The sequence below is a fragment of the Priestia sp. JSM ZJ58 genome, assembly GCF_044383985.1.
GTDB classification, from domain to species: domain Bacteria; phylum Bacillota; class Bacilli; order Bacillales; family Bacillaceae_H; genus Priestia; species Priestia zanthoxyli.
The window spans coordinates 2564467-2582789 of the sequence record NZ_JBISEM010000001.1 but is presented as its reverse complement, the minus strand read 5'-3'; the positions used below and the strand labels follow the sequence as shown (position 1 = coordinate 2582789).

At 31.5% G+C, this 18323-nt stretch carries 13 protein-coding genes; 12 read left to right on the top strand and 1 reads right to left on the bottom strand.

Going from position 1 to position 18323, the window contains the following annotated elements:
- Window positions 1-11: 11 nt before the first annotated feature.
- From ACH6EI_RS13620 to ACH6EI_RS13585, 8 genes are all read left to right on the top strand, one after another.
- Window positions 12-752, top strand: a complete 741-nt coding sequence (locus ACH6EI_RS13620; protein WP_108674679.1) for a glycosyltransferase family 32 protein — start codon at window positions 12-14, stop codon at window positions 750-752.
- Between the two features lie 10 nt (window positions 753-762).
- Complete coding sequence (locus ACH6EI_RS13615; RefSeq protein ID WP_048021089.1) at window positions 763-2013, top strand: glycosyltransferase; 1251 nt, start codon at window positions 763-765, stop codon at window positions 2011-2013.
- Window positions 2013-3047, top strand: a complete 1035-nt coding sequence (locus ACH6EI_RS13610; RefSeq protein ID WP_226313292.1) for a glycosyltransferase — start codon at window positions 2013-2015, stop codon at window positions 3045-3047. The genes ACH6EI_RS13615 and ACH6EI_RS13610 overlap by 1 nt, the downstream gene beginning before the upstream one ends.
- Before the next feature lie 19 nt (window positions 3048-3066).
- Window positions 3067-4227 (top strand): polysaccharide pyruvyl transferase family protein, encoded by a 1161-nt coding sequence (locus ACH6EI_RS13605; RefSeq protein ID WP_048021087.1) that lies wholly within the window; start codon window positions 3067-3069, stop codon window positions 4225-4227.
- Window positions 4228-4240: 13 nt separating this feature from the next.
- A complete protein-coding gene (locus ACH6EI_RS13600) occupies window positions 4241-5431 on the top strand; it encodes a glycosyltransferase (RefSeq protein WP_048021086.1) in 1191 nt (396 codons plus the stop codon).
- A 13-nt stretch (window positions 5432-5444) separates the two neighbouring features.
- Window positions 5445-6632 carry a glycosyltransferase gene (locus ACH6EI_RS13595; protein WP_048021084.1) on the top strand — a complete coding sequence of 396 codons (1188 nt, stop codon included), beginning with the start codon at window positions 5445-5447 and terminating at the stop codon, window positions 6630-6632.
- 14 nt (window positions 6633-6646) lie between these two features.
- The gene (locus tag ACH6EI_RS13590) at window positions 6647-7831 is read left to right on the top strand and encodes a glycoside hydrolase family 88 protein (RefSeq protein ID WP_394530684.1); all 1185 of its coding nucleotides are present in this window, start codon (window positions 6647-6649) and stop codon (window positions 7829-7831) included.
- Window positions 7832-8269: 438 nt separating this feature from the next.
- On the top strand, window positions 8270-9823 hold the full coding sequence (locus ACH6EI_RS13585; RefSeq protein WP_048021079.1) for a lipopolysaccharide biosynthesis protein: 1554 nt from the start codon (window positions 8270-8272) through the stop codon (window positions 9821-9823).
- A 309-nt stretch (window positions 9824-10132) separates the two neighbouring features.
- Here the strand turns inward: ACH6EI_RS13585 and ACH6EI_RS13580 are convergent, their stop codons facing one another.
- Entirely contained in the window at window positions 10133-14107 is a 3975-nt protein-coding gene (locus ACH6EI_RS13580; RefSeq protein ID WP_108674680.1) for a chitobiase/beta-hexosaminidase C-terminal domain-containing protein, read from the bottom strand.
- A 377-nt stretch (window positions 14108-14484) separates the two neighbouring features.
- Between ACH6EI_RS13580 and ACH6EI_RS13575 the strand changes: the two genes are divergently transcribed.
- The 4 genes from ACH6EI_RS13575 (at window position 14485) to ACH6EI_RS13560 (ending at window position 18299) form a co-directional block, all read left to right on the top strand.
- Window positions 14485-16425, top strand: coding sequence for a lasso peptide isopeptide bond-forming cyclase (locus ACH6EI_RS13575; protein ID WP_108674681.1), 1941 nt, complete (start codon window positions 14485-14487; stop codon window positions 16423-16425).
- A gap of 14 nt (window positions 16426-16439) precedes the next feature.
- Window positions 16440-16595 (top strand): paeninodin family lasso peptide, encoded by a 156-nt coding sequence (locus ACH6EI_RS13570; protein WP_108674682.1) that lies wholly within the window; start codon window positions 16440-16442, stop codon window positions 16593-16595.
- Window positions 16596-17064: 469 nt separating this feature from the next.
- Entirely contained in the window at window positions 17065-17997 is a 933-nt protein-coding gene (locus tag ACH6EI_RS13565) for a phosphoenolpyruvate carboxykinase (ATP) (RefSeq protein WP_048021074.1), read from the top strand.
- Window positions 17994-18299 (top strand): lasso peptide biosynthesis PqqD family chaperone, encoded by a 306-nt coding sequence (locus ACH6EI_RS13560; RefSeq protein WP_048021072.1) that lies wholly within the window; start codon window positions 17994-17996, stop codon window positions 18297-18299. Before ACH6EI_RS13565 ends, ACH6EI_RS13560 begins: the two co-directional genes overlap by 4 nt.
- The last annotated feature ends 24 nt before the right edge of the window (window positions 18300-18323 follow it).

Here is an 18323-nt window from a genome sequence, read left to right as displayed (position 1 = left end):
GAGGTATAAAAATGAGTAAAGATATTAAAATACCAAAGATTATTCATTATTGCTGGTTCGGAGGAAAAGAGAAGCCAGACATAGTAAAAAGATGTATAGATACCTGGAAAAACCATTTATCAGACTACGAAATAATAGAATGGAATGAAAAAATTTTTGATATAAATTGTAATTCTTATGTAAAAGAGGCGTATGATTCTAAAAAATTTGCTTTTGTTAGCGACTACGCAAGGATACATGCTTTATATAATTTTGGAGGCATTTACTTAGATACTGATGTTGAAGTTTTCAAATCTTTCGATAATCTATTACACCATGACTCATTTTGGGGATTTGAACAAGAGAATTTTATAGCTACGAGTACAATTGGAGCAGCTAAAGAAAATAAAATAATAAAGGTATTTTTGGATTCATATGGGGAAAAAAGCTTCATCAAAAAGAATGGAAGATTTGATCAATCAACTAATGTAGCAATCGTAACCAAGATTTTAGAAAATATCGGACTGAAAAAGAACGGAGAATATCAAGAAATCGATGGTATAGGAACTTTCTATCCTCAAACATATTTTTCTCCTTACGATTATATAAATTGCAGGAAACAAATTACGAAAGACACATATGCTATGCACCACTTTTATAAAAGTTGGTTGCCGCCTAAAGCTAGATTAAAAAGTAACCTCAAAGTTTTAACTGCTAAAGTAATAGGTGGAGACAATATTGCCAGAATTAGAAAGATAGTTTCTAGAACATAGGGGGGGGAAGATGAATAATATATTAATAGCCTCTTTTGATATGGAAGTTGGAGGAGTCGAAAGAAGTCTAATCAGTATGCTTGAAAATTTTGATTATAAAAATTATACAGTTGATTTGATATTACACAAACATCAAGGGGATTTTCTGAATTTACTTCCAAATAAAGCTAGCTTATTGACGGAAGTTCCTCAATATACAACGTTCAGAAAATCTATAGGTGAAACGATAAAGGATAGGCACTATTCCATTGGAATATCAAGAGTTTTTTCTAAGATAAATGCTGATCTCAAAGGAAGACTGAAAGGAATCGCAGAACCCGGTTACTATCAAATGCAACTCATGTGGAAATATGCATTACCTTTTCTTCCTAAAGTGGAAAAAGAGTATGACGTAGCAATTAGTTATCTATGGCCTCATTACTTTATCGCCGGAAAGGTAAAAGCCAAGAAAAAAATTGCTTGGATTCATACAGACTACTCTACAATTGAACCCGATAAAAAGATGGATTTGAAAATGTGGCAGCAATTCGATCATATAATCGCAGTTTCAGAATCGTGCAAGACTTCGTTTTTAAAAAAATACAGTGAATTAGAAAATAAAGTTTTGATAATGGAAAATATTACCTCTCCTGATTTTATTAAAAAAATGGCAAATGAAGAACTGGAAAATCCAATGATCAGGGATAATCGGTTTAAAATTGTAACAGTAGCAAGATTATCGCATGCAAAAGGAATTGATAATGCTGTTAAAGCGTTGAAGCTATTAAGAGATAAAGGGTACAGTAATATTTCTTGGTACGTAGTTGGATATGGTGGAGACGAAGCTATGATCAAAGAATTAATATCTAAGAATGGCTTAGAAGATAGTTTTATTCTGCTAGGTAAACAAACAAATCCGTATCCATTTATAAAAGAGGCTGATCTATACGTTCAACCGTCTAGGTATGAGGGAAAGGCCGTTACTGTAGGAGAAGCTCAAATACTTACAAAGCCTGTTATGATAACTAACTATCCAACTGCTTCAAGTCAAGTTAAAGATGGATTTGATGGATATATTTGTGAATTATCTATTCAAGGAATAGCACAAGGAATAGAAAGGTTATATAAGAATCTTCAATTGAGAAACACTCTATCTAATAACTGTGAAACTGCAGACTTCAACAACAGTAATGAATTAGAAAAGCTATACAAAATAATGGATATAAATAATAATTATAGCTTTTTAGGCACAGAGAAAGATTCTATAAAAGGAGTGATTTAATGATGAATGTAAAAGTAAGTGTTGTTATACCTGTATACAATGCAGAAAAATATATTACTGAATGCATTGAGTCACTCTTAAACCAGACGCTTAAACAATGCGAATTTATTTTCGTAAATGATGGTTCAAAAGATAATAGTTTGCAAATTATAGAGAACTATAGAAAAAAAGACAATAGGGTAAAATTAATTAATCAAGAGAATCAAGGGGTGAGTATTGCACGAAATAATGGCTTAGAAATAGCTTTAGGGGAATACGTAGGATTCGTGGATGCAGATGATTATATAGAAAAAGACATGTATGAAACATTATATAACTGTACAAAACAATATAATTATGATCTTATTTTATCAAACTTTGAAAGTGAGATAGAAGGGCATAAGTTAATCACTAAATATTCTTTTCCAATTGGGAGCATTCTAGATGAAAGTTATATAAAGGGAGAAATATTGCCTTATTTTCTTAAGGCCGACGACTTAAATACTGCCTGTAATAAACTCTATAGGAATAAAATATTAAAAGAAAACTTTATAAGATTTCCTCAAAATGTTTCACTTGGTGAAGACGGGATGTTTAATATAAGCTTTATAGGGTCTATCGATACTATGATATATATAGATTATACGGGATATCATTACAGAGAGGTTAAAGGAAGTGCCACTAGAAATGTAGCAGAAAAGGACTATTTTCAAAGAGCTTTGGAGGTCTATAGATTAGAATTACCTACAAATTTAATAGGTAACATTAATAAAGTTAAAATACAAAAATTTAAATCATTAAAGCTTATAAGAAGCGTAATGTCATACATACATGTATATTTTGGTCCAGGTAAAGAATTAAGTTTTAAAATGAGATACAGGTATATAAAGGAAATGATAGGCAATAAATGCGTTAAAGAAGCGTTAGCGATTTATTGTAACGAAAATTACAATACAATGGGAAACTATGAAAAATTCATTGTTAATATGATAAAAAGAGAATCAACTTTAGGACTATACTTTGCTACGACGTACAGCAGAGTACGGAATAAATAATATTTGGAGGTATTTTTTAATGAAGGTTATGATGTTTGCCCATGATGGCAGTCTTAATAGAGGGTGTGAAGCTATTGTCAGGTCTTCTAACGATATAATAAAAGAAAAAATAAAAGGAACAAAAATATATTTAGCATCTGGGAAGCCTGAAACAGATAAGATATTAGTTAAATTAGATGGTATCTATGATGCTTCAAAGAAAAATATAAAAAAGTATTCGCTTGATTGGTTATTGTCGTCAATTAAAGTGAAGTTTTTCAATGACGAGTCTTATGCTTTAGGTAAAATTGAACATAACATAATTAAGCATATAAAAGATATAGATGTATTTTTGTCTATTGGCGGAGATAACTACTGTTATGGAGAGCAACCCGGATGGTATGAAATAGATAGAAGAATAAAGGCACAGGGAAAGAAATTAGTTTTATGGGGATGTTCTATTGGCGAAGAAGACATATCGCCAAAAAAACTAGAAGACTTAAAATTATTTGATTTAATACTAGCAAGGGAAACTCTTACTTACAATATCTTGAAAAATAAAGGACTTACGAACGTTAAACTATGTGCAGATCCCGCATTTACAATGGAAAAAGAAGAGATGGAGTTGCCGGAAGGGTGGGAAGAAGGAAAAACAGTAGGATTAAATTTTAGTCCGCTTGTTTGGAATAGAAATAAAGAGTCCCGTGCAGCGGTACGAGATCTTATTAATCACATACTAAATACTACAGATCTAACAATTGCTTTGACTCCCCATGTCATTCAAGAAGGAAATAATGACTATGAAGTTCTAAAAAATTATTATGAGGAATTTGAAAATACAGGAAGAGTTCTATTATTGCCAGAGAATTTAAACGCAATACAATATAAAGGCTATATAGCAAGAATGAAATTTTTTATTGGAGCAAGAACACATGCAACTATCGCAGCTTACTCTTCATATGTTCCTACGATGGTATTAGGTTATAGTGTAAAATCGAAAGGGATTGCTAAGGATCTTTTTGGAGAAGAAAAATTAGTTTTAGGTATTGATGATATTTCTGATAGTGTCAAATTAAAAGCTAACTTTGATCAAATGGTAGAAGAGGAAGAAGTAATAAAAAAACATTTACAGCAATCAGTACCAAGAATTAAAGAAATGTCGTACAAAGCAGTAGATTATTTAAGTAAATTAAATAGATAATTTGAGGTGTAAAATGAAAAAAAATCTATTATTTGTAATACCAAGCTTATCTGCCGGCGGGGGAGAAAAAAGTTTAGTAAATTTACTGTCTCAAATTGATTATAATTCATATAATGTGGATCTATTTTTATTGAATCACAATGGGATTTTTATGGATTATATACCAAAAGAGGTAAAAGTTCTTTGCTTACCTGAATCTTATCATCTGTTTTCTTTACCATTTTATCAATCAATAAAGAAGCTTCTACTAAAAGGTAAAATATCTTTACTATTTAATAGGATCATGTTTGCATTAATAAATAAAAATAATAAAAACATTTCTCAAAAAGAACAATATGGCTGGAAGTATATTTCTGAATCTTTAGAAAAAATTGATAAAAAATATGATGTAGCTATAGGTTTTTTAGAGAAAACATCTACCTACTTTTGTATAGATAAGGTAGACGCTTTAAAAAAAATAGGTTGGATTCATATTGATTATGACAAATTAGGTATGGATCCAAAATTTGATATACGATATTTTAGAAAGCTCAATAATATTATTACCGTCTCAGAAGAATGTGGTAATATTCTGAAAAGTCGTTTCCCTAGTGAACGCAATAAAGTAAGAATCATGTACAATATCGTTTCACCAAAATTGATAAATAAGATGGCTAAACAAGTTAAAATGGGTGTTTATGACAAAAAATGTAATGAGATTGTCATTTTGTCTATAGGAAGGCTACACTATCAAAAAGGATTTGAGTTGGCTATTAAAGCATGTAGAAAATTAGTAGATAAAGGTTTTAATATAAAATGGAACATTATAGGTGATGGCGAAGAGAGAGAGAATCTTACAAAGTTAATTAAAATAAATAATCTGGAAAATCATGTTATATTGTTAGGGTTAAAATCTAACCCATATCCCTACATAAAACAAGCCGATATATATGCACAAACATCAAGGTTTGAAGGTAAATCTATAGCTATAGATGAAGCTAAGATCCTTCAAAAACCTATTATTGTTACTAATTTCAGCACAGCTAGAGACCAAATAACAGACGGTGTCAATGGACTAATAGTAGATATGAATTCAATAGCTATTTCTGAAGGAATTGAACAACTTATAAAAGATTTTGAACTCAAAAAAACCATAATAAGTAATTTATCTAAAGAAGAATTAGGTACAGAAGAAGAAATAAATAAGTTGTATGAAATATTATAGAGGGTGACTATTAATGAAAAAAAATCTATTATTTGTAATGAATAATTTAAGCTGTGGGGGTGCCGAAAAGGCTCTTATTTCTTTATTAGAAACCATAGATTACTCTAAGTTTAATGTGGACTTATTTTTATTTAAACATGAAGGTTTATTTTTTTCGAAAATACCTAAACAAGTAAATTTATTAAAAGAGCCTTATGAATATAAATATTATGACATGCCTATAAAAAGAGCAATAATAAGTTGTATTAAGAAAGGCAGACTTAACATAGCTTTATCAAGGTTAAAAGCTGGTTTCATATTTAAAACTGAACAAAACAGAGTTAGGTGTGAACAAAGAGTCTGGAAATATATATGTAATTCTTTAAAAAGTATAAATAAGAAGTATGATGTTGCAATTGGTTACCTGGAAAAAACCCCCATTTACTTTTGTGTAGACAAAGTAAATGCAAAAAAGAAAATAGGATTTATTCATAATGATTACGACAAACTTGGAATGGACCCTGAAATTGATCAAAAATATTTCGATAAACTGGGCAACATTGTTACAGTATCTGAAGAATGTGCTAGTGTTTTAAAACAACGATTTCCTGTATACAAAGACAAAGTTGAAGTGATGTATAATATTGTTTCACCGAAAGTAATAAATAAAATGTCATCGAACCATTTGAACATAAAATACCGTGGAGTAAATTTAGTTTCATTAGGCAGGTTACATCAACAAAAAGGGTTTGAGCTGGCGATAGAAGCATGTAAGAATTTAATTGATAGCGGTTATAAAATAAAGTGGCATGTAATTGGAGAAGGGGAGGAAAGAACTAAGCTAGAAAAGCTAATTAAAGCCAATAGGCTTGAAGAGAACTTTATACTGTTAGGTCTTAAAGAAAACCCATATCCATACATAAAAAATGCAGATATTTATGTTCATCCTTCCAGATTTGAAGGTAAATCTATAGCTATTGATGAAGCAAAGATACTTAATAAACCAATTGTAGTAACTAACTTTACTACAGTTAAAGATCAAATTAAAGATCAGGAAACTGGATTAATTGTAGATATGACATCATCATCAATTGCTGAGGGAATCAAAAGATTGCTTGATGATGATCATTTAAGAGGAAAATTAACAAACAATTTGTCAAAAGAAAAGCTGGGAACTGAGTCTGAAATAGAAAAGTTATATAAATTGTTTAATGCAGGATAGGAAAGGACATAGAAATGATTATTCAAACAAGTGTTTTTTTATTAATTACTCTAATAGTAATAGTTATACTAATAGATATTATTCCTATATTTAAAGACTGGTTGGGGCGGATTCACATAGGGAGATATGACAATAAAAACATCTGGAATAAATTAATTACTGAGAAAGCAGTTAGTTGGTTAAATGATACCCCAAAGATAAAGGTAACCGATAATACACGCTTAATTGTATTAGATATGTTAAAAGGAAATTATACTAAAAGTGCTATACAGCACTGGCAAGAGGCATCAATATTATTAGGTTTATCAGAATATTTAAAAAGTATTGAAGATCACAAAGCTGAAAATGAGATAGTAAAGTTTTTAAACAAAAAGTTTGATAGTGCAGGTCAATGGATAAAGAAGCCTGTACATGTAGATGGGGCAATATTGGCTTATGCTGTCATGAAATTGGACTTTATAGAAACTGATACGTACAGAAAAGCATTGGATTATACATGGGAAATGATAAAAGAGCATATAGGCGAAGAAGGCACAGTTGAATATAGGAAATCTATGCCGGGCTACAGATATGTAGATACGATAGGTTTCATATGTCCTTTTTTAATTGCTTATGGAACAAAATATAATAAAGGTGAATGCATAGAATTAGCAGTAAAACAAATTAAAGAGTACGAACGATATGGCATGTTAGAAATATACTCTATCCCGTGTCACGCTTATAAGGTAGATAATAAAATACCCTTAGGATTATACGGTTGGGGAAGAGGTCTTGGCTGGTATGCTATCGGTCTTATAGATTCATGGGCCGAACTGCCAACCGATAGTAGACATAAATCGATACTAGAAGAAAGTGTGAAAAAATTCGCTAAAGCTGCTATGAGCTTTCAGCAGGATAACGGAAGCTGGAACTGGACTGTCACTAGAAATGAATCTAGAGCGGATTCTTCTACCACCGCCACCTTAGGCTGGTTTTTAATTAATGCTTCAAAAATTGATGGGATTTCCAAAGAATGTCTAGACAGCACTACCAAAGCCATAAATTATCTGATGAGCGTTACAAGAAGAACTGGAGAAGTTGATTTTTCTCAAGGAGATACAAAAGATATAGGGGTGTATGCAATGTTATTCAATATACTGCCATTCACGCAAGGATTTTGCATAAGAATGATAAATGCTATATCTATTACAAAGAAGTAAAATGCGAATAGAAAATCTTATTGAAACAGGAATGAAACTTGGTGATAATTGGTTAATTAAGACGGGAATAATATTTGTTTACTCTCATATACAATGTCCTTCCAGCACCTCAAGTGTATTTAGCGGTGCTAGAGCTTTAATTATATCAGAAGTAACTAATAATAAAAATTCAATAGTTATTACATGGAATTTATAGGATCATAGTAACGAATTCTTTAACAGGAAACGTAACCTAGAAAAAATCCCTAAAAATTTAATGATACTAAAGCTAATATATAAGAAAGTAATTATACTATAAAAGAAAATGTATCACGTATCAGTCAGAATAAAATGCATGAACAGCTAAAAAGATGAAATAGTTTTTATTAAATAGGTTGTTAAATATACAGGAGAGTATAAATTTTATATTTCTTATACATGTGACCTAAAGGAGAGCAAATGAGAACTAAACATTCAATTATTAACATAGCAACGGGTTTAGGGAATCAAATTATTATTACATCATTAAGCTTTATTTCAAGAACGGTATTTATAACATATTTAGGGGTCGAATACTTAGGAATCAGTGGGCTCTTTACTAGTATATTAGCAATGTTAGCATTAGCTGAAGCGGGTGTAGGCTCAAGTATTGTTTATAGCCTTTATAAACCAGTAGCAGAAAATGATCAGGAAAAAATAAATGTTCTAATGAACTTATATAAGAAAGCATATATGGTGATTGCCTTAATTGTATTACTGGTGGGCTTATCGATCATGCCATTTCTTGAACTTTTTACTAAGGATACTAGTGTAGAAAACATTCATTTAATCTATCTAATCTTTTTAATTAATACTGTTTTACCATACTTGTACTTACACAAAAACAACTTTTTAAGCGTATGTCAAAAAACATATATGATAACAGGAATCTACTCTATATCTTCGATTGCATCTGTTTGCCTTAAAATAGGTATATTATATTATACTAAAAACTTTATTTTATACTTAGTTGCAGATTGTTTTATAACAATAGTTACATCTGCTGTTTTAGCCATTATTGTAAATAAAATGTATCCATTTTTGAAAAATAAAGTAACCAGAAAATTAGACAGCGAAACTAGAAGCAACATTATTAAAAATATAAAGGCTATTGTCTTGCAAAATATTGGAACCTATCTTGTGTTTGGTACTGACAATATTATTATATCTACATTTGTAAGTGTCACAGCAGTTGGGTTGTATTCTAATTATAATATGCTAATAGAAATTTGTAGGACTTTTGTAAATCAAGTTTTTAGTAATATTTATCATAGCGTTGGAAATTTAATAGCACAAGAAACTAAAGAGAAGGTTTATAGCATTTATAAAGTAACTATGTTATTGAGCTTCTGGCTATATTCAACTCTGGGTATTTTGCTACTAATCATGTTAGAACCGTTCATTGCTATTTGGATAGGATCCAAATTTTTAATGAGTAAAGGTGTAGTAATAATACTAATTATTATTTTTTATGAAAGAGGTATGAGAAATTCAATTTCTACAGTGAAAACAACTTCAGGAATTTTTCATGAAGACAGGTTTGCCCCTTTATTTCAGGCAGCTGTTAATCTAGTTATTTCAATTATTGTGGTTCAGCACATAGGCATTGCAGGTGTTTTTATCGGAACTCTTATTAGTGCCCTAGTCGTGCCTTTTTGGGTAACACCTTATTTAGTCTATAAAAAAGTATTTAATAAACCCATAATAATGTATTTCGTAAGATATTTTTACTTTACAATTATAGCTACAGGAACCTATTTTACGACAAATTTAGTGTGGAGTCTTATAGAACCCGACACTTTCGTAACATTAGTTTTAAAGGGAATTATCTGTTTAATAACTATCAATACGATATATATATTAGTTTTTTACAAAACCAAGGAGTTCAAATATTTATTTAATATAATTAAAAACATAATGGGAACGATATTAGAACGATTTAAAATAAATAAAAAAGTTACTTATAAAAGTTAAATGTTAGTTTTAGCGGTAATAATAATTTCATCATTATAGTATGTAATAAATAAAAACAATAAGATAAAAGAGTACTCATTATTGCAAATGAAAAATGAGGAATATATTAAAATCAAGAAAAGTAATAAAACTTCAAATTTAGATTGTATCTAAATAATGGTTTGTAGAGAAAGTGGCAAAATTAAAAAAGAAAAGAGTAAAGAGTAAAGAAATAATTGCAGAAATATAGAAGACTAGAATGATTTAATTATTAAAGGTATTCTAGTCTTTTTGAATTATTATTTTAGGGAAATTAAAAATGTAATCATATTACTTAAGCGCATTAAAGTTAAGGGCTAATTCTTCAGGAGTTAATATTCTATTATAATATGCTACATTTTTAAATAAAACTGGTACTGCTTTATCGCCTATAATGAGCGGGAGGGAGGAAGGTTTAGTATAAACGTTATTAGCTATTCCTGCTTCCGAGACTTTAACATTATTGATATACATTAACAATGCTGTGCCGGTTCTTATTACATCAATGTGATAATACAAAGATTCATCTGCATACTGAGGAGAGGTAACGGTTGTGTTAGCGGTATTTCCCCATATAGAAAACCCAAAAGCATTATTTCCATTGCGTTCTAACAATATTTTATTTTGAGATCCACCCAATTCATATCTGCTAATTAAGTCACCAAATTTAGGTACTTTTGCAGTAAAGGAAACGGTAAATGTATCATTCACCATAAAATAGCTGTCCGGATTTTCAATAATTAAATTGTTGGAAGGATTATCTTTATATAAAATAAGGCCATTTGTTACGTAGTTAGCTGATACGGCTGAAGTCTCTACTGTAACACTAATACCATCAGAAACATTTCCGTTTATATCTTTTGATTTTACAGTTAACTTATATTGTATATTTGCTTTTAATCCAGTTATACTGTAATTCGTAGTTGTAACATTTCCATTTAATAAGACAGAGTCCTGGTATATTTCGTAACTTGCAACATCAGAGGATAAGCTTCGAGTCCAAGTTAATCCAATCGAGTCTGAAGTGATACTGCTTGCTAATAAGTTTGAAATCTCTTCTGGCGGTGTGGTATCTTGTGAAGTAGTAACTATGATAGAAATACCAGATGATTTATTTCCTGCTTTGTCTACCGTTTTAACAGTAAATGAATATTGACTTGCAGCTAGAAGACCATTAACAGTATACGTAGTACTGTTAATGGACCTTATAAGTGTATCCCCGTTATATACTTCATAATTTAATACATCGTTAGAAGTACTAGCTGTCCAGGATAAATCTACTTTATCATTAAACGGTGCAGCAGTTAAATTTGTAACATTGGTTGGAGGAGTTTTATCTATATTAAACTGAACTGATTTAACTTTACTTTGATTACCAGCAGCATCTACTGCAATAACTTTTAGGGTAGTGGGATTTGAAAGTTTAAGGGGCGTAGAATATTGAATACTAGATGTAGTTGGAAGCGTTCCGTCTAAGGTATAGTAAATAATTGCATCTTCATTTGCTAATAATGTTACCGTTTTATCTGTATTATATATTCCCCCATTAGGGTTAACAGTTACCCTAGGTGCATTAAGGTCAGCTGTGGAATTAGTGATATCAATGTTTTCTAATAACAAGGTTGTTCCAGGATTTTTATTTACAGTCATAGCTGTATTAAGAAGGGTACATCTTGTAATTAAATATCCTTTTTTTAGTTCTAGCCAGTACCCATCAACTATAGAATTTTCTAAATAGCAATGGTTCAAAATTGTTTGGGTGTTGTTATCAGTTTTACTGAGCTTTACGTTAAAAAATGAACAATTATCTACAGTAGAATTTATTAAAGTTGCATCGATATTTCTAAATAGGCTGTTTTTAATATTAACTTTTGTTTCTGGGAAAGCTGAATCACCAAATTTTAAGTCAGGACTAATTGACTTGTTTCTATTTCTGATGAATTGACTATTTAATACATTACAATCTTTAATATTCGCACTACCGTCTATAATAGTTAAACCGTCAACTGTTAACGGCCTGCCTACATAAATATTAGATCCGTTTCCATTAATACTTACACTATGATTTTTAAGTGTGACATTCTGAATAATGCTACCTGCTGCAGTTACTGCAAAGCCGGGTGTTGTTCCACCACTATTCCAGTCTCTTTCAATAACAACATTATTAATATAGCACCTTCCATAATTAAATCGACTAACATTAAATCCCCACTCGCCGGAATCATAAAAGGTGACAGGAGGGCCATCTTCAGTTTCAGATACTTGAAAAGAATTAGTAGTACGATTTACAACATAGTATATTTTGTCGACACTAATACTGCTAGGAACCTTTCCTACCCATTGTTCAAAACAAATTTTAGCCGTATTTCCCATACCGTGATTATTGATAATAAAAGAACTCGTTGAAACATCAACTGTAGGCGTACCAAAATAACCATAGTTGGCATTTCCATAAAAAATGCCATTATTTAAACGTATGTCTTGAATAACAGAACCTCTAACGTCCATTAATCTAAGATTAGACTGTTGACCAACTAAGCCATTTACATAATTGTCACCAGATACAATAAATTCTGTATTAATAAAAGTATTATTTAAATACTTTATATACATGTTTGTAGGATAAGAACTAACTCCTCCAACATTCCAACCTTCGAAAATATTATTTTCTACGGTTACATGGTTACCATCTGCGTTCACAAAGTGGCCTCTTTCATTATCGTGAATATGATTGTTAAAAATGTATAACCTAAAGTTCAGCTCTAGACCATCTTTATTATAGTAAGGCTGTTTATATGGTATGTTGCTTTCACCTACCATAGACTCAATATCTATTGCAAACATAGGAGGAATTCCATTGCGAAAGTCTGATGTAACATTATCATCTGCTTTACCTATATGATGAATCTTATTATCATAAATGTATACATCGTTTGCTGAAGCAAGAGTAATACCTTGTCTTCTACAGTGGTGTATATCACAGCCATGAACCCAAATGTGGTGTCCCATTTCGTTCTGAGTATAGTCAGATGAATTAGTTCGGTATTGTAACCAACCTGTTGAAACAGCATCTCCAGTACAATCACATATCTCTGTGTTTTTAATTTCTACATGATTTGAACCTGCTATTTCGATTCCTTGTCCCCATTCATGAGTATATCTTTCATTATCAACTTTCGCAGTAATAGCCGCAATTTGATTATCCGTTAATGGGGTATTAGTAATATCAATAGTGAAAACCATTTTGTTGTTTGCTCCAATATTAGGCTGTAAGAGCCATCCTCTGCCTGTTGGTGATGATGGAGCAAATTGTCCATTATTTCTAAAACCAACTAATGTGTTATTAGAAACTGTGTCTTTGTACTGATAAAAGCTATAGCCTTTAGATACATCTATCCCTTCGATTTTCCATAGCCTAAAATTGTTTAAAAGTCCCGGATCCTTAAATCTATCAATTATTTCACTTCTTATGAAATTAAGATTATCGTTTAATGATCCATCAGGGTTGATTCCACCCCGAACAAATTTCACACCAATTTCGTAATAATGTGTTTTTCGGTCTCCGATTATCTTACCGCCAGAAATCTTTACGTTTTTGACATCTTTAACTTGAAAAATACTGTAGCCTGGAGAACTGTTACCTTCTAATTCTAGTATGCAACCATCTGCCATTTCAAAGTGAAGGTCATTTACCATATTAATACATGTGAAGGATAATGAAGCAGCATCTTGCCATACCCATGGTTTTAGCTTTAGTTTATAAAAACCACTAGGTAATATTACATGGTTAACGCCTTGAGACTTAGCCCAAATAATTGCATCATTGATACCCTGGGTAGTAGTTTTCGAAGAAGTTCCATCGTTTTTAATATTCCACCTATTGAGTTCAATTACATAAGGAGATGAGGATATTGTACCTGATAAATTTGTTGCTGGTTTCCAAATGCCGGCTTCATATTTGAGAACATCCCCATTTTTAGGTGATAATGTAGATATATCTACGTCACTCAACTCATCTAAACTAGTGGCTCCGTGATTGTCACTAATTTTTCTTTCTATTTCATTAATTGCATTAACTAAATTTTCTTTATCGATAGTTGTTAAATTTGATAAAAGCCCAATTTCACTTTTATTTGCTATTTGGATATTACCAGAATCAGAACCGATAAATAATTCGGCTGTATCTGTGCATAATCCAAATTCCCCAATACCTAAAGTTGGTAAATCCTTCTTTAAACTACTGCTGATTTGTATCTTATATGCCAATGCAAATCCCCCCGTTAATTGTTATAGCTTTAATAAAAAGAGATGCTCATCTTTATTTTTTCCTTATAATATTAAATTCGAAATTTCCTCTTATTGCTTGGACTAAACGGTAATTATTGTGAAATTATGGTGAATTCATGTGTTAATTAAAATATCATTTGAAATTTTCTTCTGAGTCATTGACATCTGATGTAAATAAGATATAATTTACCTATATTGTTCTTTATAAAGAACAATATAGGTTGGATAGAGAAATTGATTTGGAATTTATAAAGTTAAATTAAAACGATTTAAGATATAAAAGTAAATTATTTTAAATCTTAGTTCTTTAAAAAGAATAAGTTCTATCATGATACATATTTGAAAGGGAGAAAATCATGAGTGCAATTGCTGGTATTTATCATTCTAATAATGAACCTGTACCTGTCGAGCATGTGAATAGAGTTATGCAATCTTTACAAAAATATCCTGCTAATGATATTCAAATATCGCATAAGAAAAATATCTTTCTTGGTTGCCATGCACAATGGATTACACCGGAATCAGTGGGAGAGCAGCAGCCTTATTGTGATTATGAAAGGCAGCTAGCAATTACAGCTGATGTCATTATCGACAATCGAGATGAATTATTCGAGAAACTGCAGGTTAAATACATTGAAAGAAAAGCGATGACGGATAGTCAATTAATCTTACTTGCCTATTACAAGTGGGGAGAGGAGTCCCCAAAGTATTTAGTAGGTGATTTTGCTTTTGTAATTTGGGATGAGAGAAAGCAAATACTCTTTGGTGCGAGAGATTTTTCAGGAAGTAGAACCCTTTACTTTTATCATGATACAAATAGATTTGCTTTCTGCACTACTATAGAACCATTGTTATCCCTTCCCTATGTAGAAAAGAAATTAAATGAACAGTGGCTTGCGGAATTTTTGGCAATTTCTGGAATGGTTGATGTAGTAGACGCATCACTAACCCCTTATAAAAATATAGCACAGATGCCCCCTGCACACAGTATTACCGTAATGGAAGAAACAGTAAAGGTTAAGCAATATTGTACATTAACTTCCGTCCAAACATTAAAATTGAAATCTAATGAAGAGTATATAGAAGCGTTTCAAGAAGTGTTTCAAGAGGCAGTTACTTCACGTTTACGCACTTATCGTCAAGTTGGAGCTCAGTTGAGTGGAGGTTTAGACTCAGGTTCAATTGTTAGTTTTGCTGCAAAAAGTCTTAGTGGGACACATAAGCAACTATATACATTTAGCTATGTTCCTCCTAATGATTTTAAAGATTTTACACCTAAACACTTAATGCCAAACGAAACGCCCTTCATTCAATCAACTGTACAGCATATAGGTGGTATCAAAGATCATTATTTAGATTTTGAAGGAAGAGATTCCTATTCGGAAATTGATGATTTTCTCAACACTATGGAAATGCCTTATAAATTTTTTGAAAATTCTTTCTGGTTAAAAGGGATGTTTGAGAAGGCTAGTGAGGAAAATGTAGGAGTGCTGCTAAATGGCGGTAGGGGGAATTTAAGCATATCCTGGGGTTCAGCTATTGATTACTATGCTCTTCTTTTAAAAAAATTAAAATGGATTCGATTAGCTAGCGAACTTCACCACTATAGCCACAAAGCTGGAGGAAGTAGATTTCGAAGAATCCCAGTTATTGCAAGAGTAGCGTTTCCTTTTATTGAGCGACTTTTTCCACTAGGAGATTCATATGAGTTTCCGATGCTGATTAACCCAGAATTTGCAAAAAGAACAGGTGTTTTTCATAAGCTGCAAAACTACGGTATAGATGAAACAGGATGGTTTTCAGCAACAAATATATATGAACAGAGAAAAAGGCATTTTGAAGATATTTTTCATTGGAATGCAAGTAATACACTTGCAACCAAATTATCTTTGCGTTACCCATTATGGAAGCGGGATCCCACCAATGATCTTAGAGTGATTCGTTTTTGCTTGTCTTTGCCTGAGGAACAGTATGTTCAAAAAGGAATGGATCGAGCTCTGATTCGAAGAGCAACAGAAAAGCTTTTACCTGATACAGTGAGGTTAAATCAACGAATTCGTGGTGTTCAAGGTGCGGATTGGGTCCATCGTATGATGCCGCACTGGAGTGAATTTACGGATGAGCTGCACCAACTTAGTAAAGATCAAACAATTCTTGAATTTTTAGATGGGAAAGGAATAAAAGAAGCGATGTCTAATATTCATGAAGGCGTGCATGCAAAGCATGCAATTAATCCTTATTATAAGATAATGATGCGTAGTTTAATCGTACATCGCTTTATAAAAAAATTTAATTGAGAGGAGGTGAGATGATGAAGAAAGAGTGGCAAATACCTGTATTGGAAACGTTAGATATTACAATGACAATGGCTTCTACAGTCTATGGTCCTTATACGGATGAAGCATATGTACCAGGTAAAGATGTTGATAAAGATAACCCTGGTACATGGAAACGTTTTACGAGTTGAGACAAATAAAATATAAAATTTGATCTTATATTAACCTCTCTTGTTTCATTTTTCTCGAATTTTTGAAAGCCCCTTATACATAATAGTGTATTTGGGGTTTTTATTTTAAAAGTTAGAGTGAGGTGCTAAATTCTGATTTTCATATCCTAATGAAATAAATAAAATAGGCAGTTAAGTAAGTTATTGTTTAGAATATTTATTACTCAAGATATAGGTAGTAATTTTAAGTGATTGACACCATCAAGAAAAGGTGATAACTTTATTTTAGATATTGTTCTTTATAAAGAATAACTTTGTTTTAACTAAGCGATTTTTTCTAACATATTCACGTAAAAGTATTTTTTTTATCTTTTTTGTTCTTTATAATGAACTTAAGTGTGTGATTTTATTAGGTAATGACTATGTTGTTGAAAAAGTACAGGAGGGTATCTATTATGAAAAAATTATTTGCAAACAAAGGTGAGTCTCAATGATAGATACTACCAAAAAGGTTGTGTATGAGGCATTTGGATTAAAATTACTCAGTGAAATTCCTTTACCTGAACTACCTGAAATAAGTATCTCGGGAGGATCAGTAGAAATCATAGTTAAGAAGGGGGATTTAACCACACTATGGTCGGAAAAAAATAAATCAGGCGCGTATTTTATCGTGAAAGAAAACCTGTGTATGTTTAAAGTTCCTGGTTTAGCTATTTATCTAATTCAAGATGGTAAAGAGATTACGGTTTCTCCGACAGAGGGCTTTAATGAAGACTTGAGTCGGCTATATATTCTAGGAACATGCATGGGAGCATTATTAATACAAAGAAAAATCTTCCCGTTACATGGAAGTGCTATAGCTATTGATGGAAAGGCCTATGCAGTAGTAGGTGAATCGGGTGCAGGAAAATCAACGCTTGCCTCTGCTTTTCTAAAGAGAGGATATCGGCTTCTAAGTGATGATGTCATACCCGTAACGTTTACTGAAGAGAATATTCCTATTGTAACGCCAGCGTATCCACAACAAAAATTATGGCAGGAAAGCTTGACTCAACTTGGAATGGAATCAACTTGTTACCGTCCAATCTTTGACCGGGAAACCAAGTTTACTATTCCAGTAGAATCTCAGTTTGCCACCGAAGCTTATCCTCTTGCTGGTATATTTGAATTAATTAAAAACGACAGTAATGAAATTAAAATTCAGTCTATTGAAAAATTAGAAAGGCTTCATATGCTTTTCAACCATACATACCGTAATTTTTTCATTGAACTCTCTGGTTTAATGAAATGGCACTTTGATGCATCAGCAAAAATTGTTAATAAAGTTGACCTTTACCGATTGCATCGACCAATCTCTGGTTTTACGGCTTATGATTTAACAGACTTAATTTTAACTACAATAAAAAGGAGAGAAAACAAATGATTAAAAATCAAGACATTTCGATGAATCAATTAGTTAGTCAAGAAACAGGCCATATCGTCAGTGACATGGATGGAGAAAAAGTGATGTTAAGTATCAGCAATGGTAAGTACTATAATTTAGGTGAAATAGGTGGAGAAATATGGGAGAAAATTAAAGAACCCATTTCAGTAAGCGAATTAATTTCTACATTAGTAACTCAATATAATGTCGAACAATCCGATTGCGAAGAACAAGTCATTGCTTTTTTAAGTGGGCTTATAAAAGAAGGTTTAATTCAAGTAGCAGAGAATAATCGCTCTTAGTTTCAATGTTTTTTTATCCGTGGG

Bases quoted from the DNA above. Each gene is read 5' to 3' on its own strand.
- ACH6EI_RS13585 (WP_048021079.1), top strand. From the start codon at position 8,270: ATGAGAACTAAACATTCAATTATTAACATAGCAACGGGTTTAGGGAAT.
- ACH6EI_RS13590 (WP_394530684.1), top strand. From the start codon at position 6,647: ATGATTATTCAAACAAGTGTTTTTTTATTAATTACTCTAATAGTAATA.
- ACH6EI_RS13610 (WP_226313292.1), top strand. From the start codon at position 2,013: ATGATGAATGTAAAAGTAAGTGTTGTTATACCTGTATACAATGCAGAA.
- ACH6EI_RS13600 (WP_048021086.1), top strand. From the start codon at position 4,241: ATGAAAAAAAATCTATTATTTGTAATACCAAGCTTATCTGCCGGCGGG.
- ACH6EI_RS13565 (WP_048021074.1), top strand. From the start codon at position 17,065: ATGATAGATACTACCAAAAAGGTTGTGTATGAGGCATTTGGATTAAAA.
- ACH6EI_RS13595 (WP_048021084.1), top strand. From the start codon at position 5,445: ATGAAAAAAAATCTATTATTTGTAATGAATAATTTAAGCTGTGGGGGT.
- ACH6EI_RS13575 (WP_108674681.1), top strand. From the start codon at position 14,485: ATGAGTGCAATTGCTGGTATTTATCATTCTAATAATGAACCTGTACCT.
- ACH6EI_RS13620 (WP_108674679.1), top strand. From the start codon at position 12: ATGAGTAAAGATATTAAAATACCAAAGATTATTCATTATTGCTGGTTC.
- ACH6EI_RS13570 (WP_108674682.1), top strand. From the start codon at position 16,440: ATGAAGAAAGAGTGGCAAATACCTGTATTGGAAACGTTAGATATTACA.
- ACH6EI_RS13560 (WP_048021072.1), top strand. From the start codon at position 17,994: ATGATTAAAAATCAAGACATTTCGATGAATCAATTAGTTAGTCAAGAA.
- ACH6EI_RS13615 (WP_048021089.1), top strand. From the start codon at position 763: ATGAATAATATATTAATAGCCTCTTTTGATATGGAAGTTGGAGGAGTC.
- ACH6EI_RS13605 (WP_048021087.1), top strand. From the start codon at position 3,067: ATGAAGGTTATGATGTTTGCCCATGATGGCAGTCTTAATAGAGGGTGT.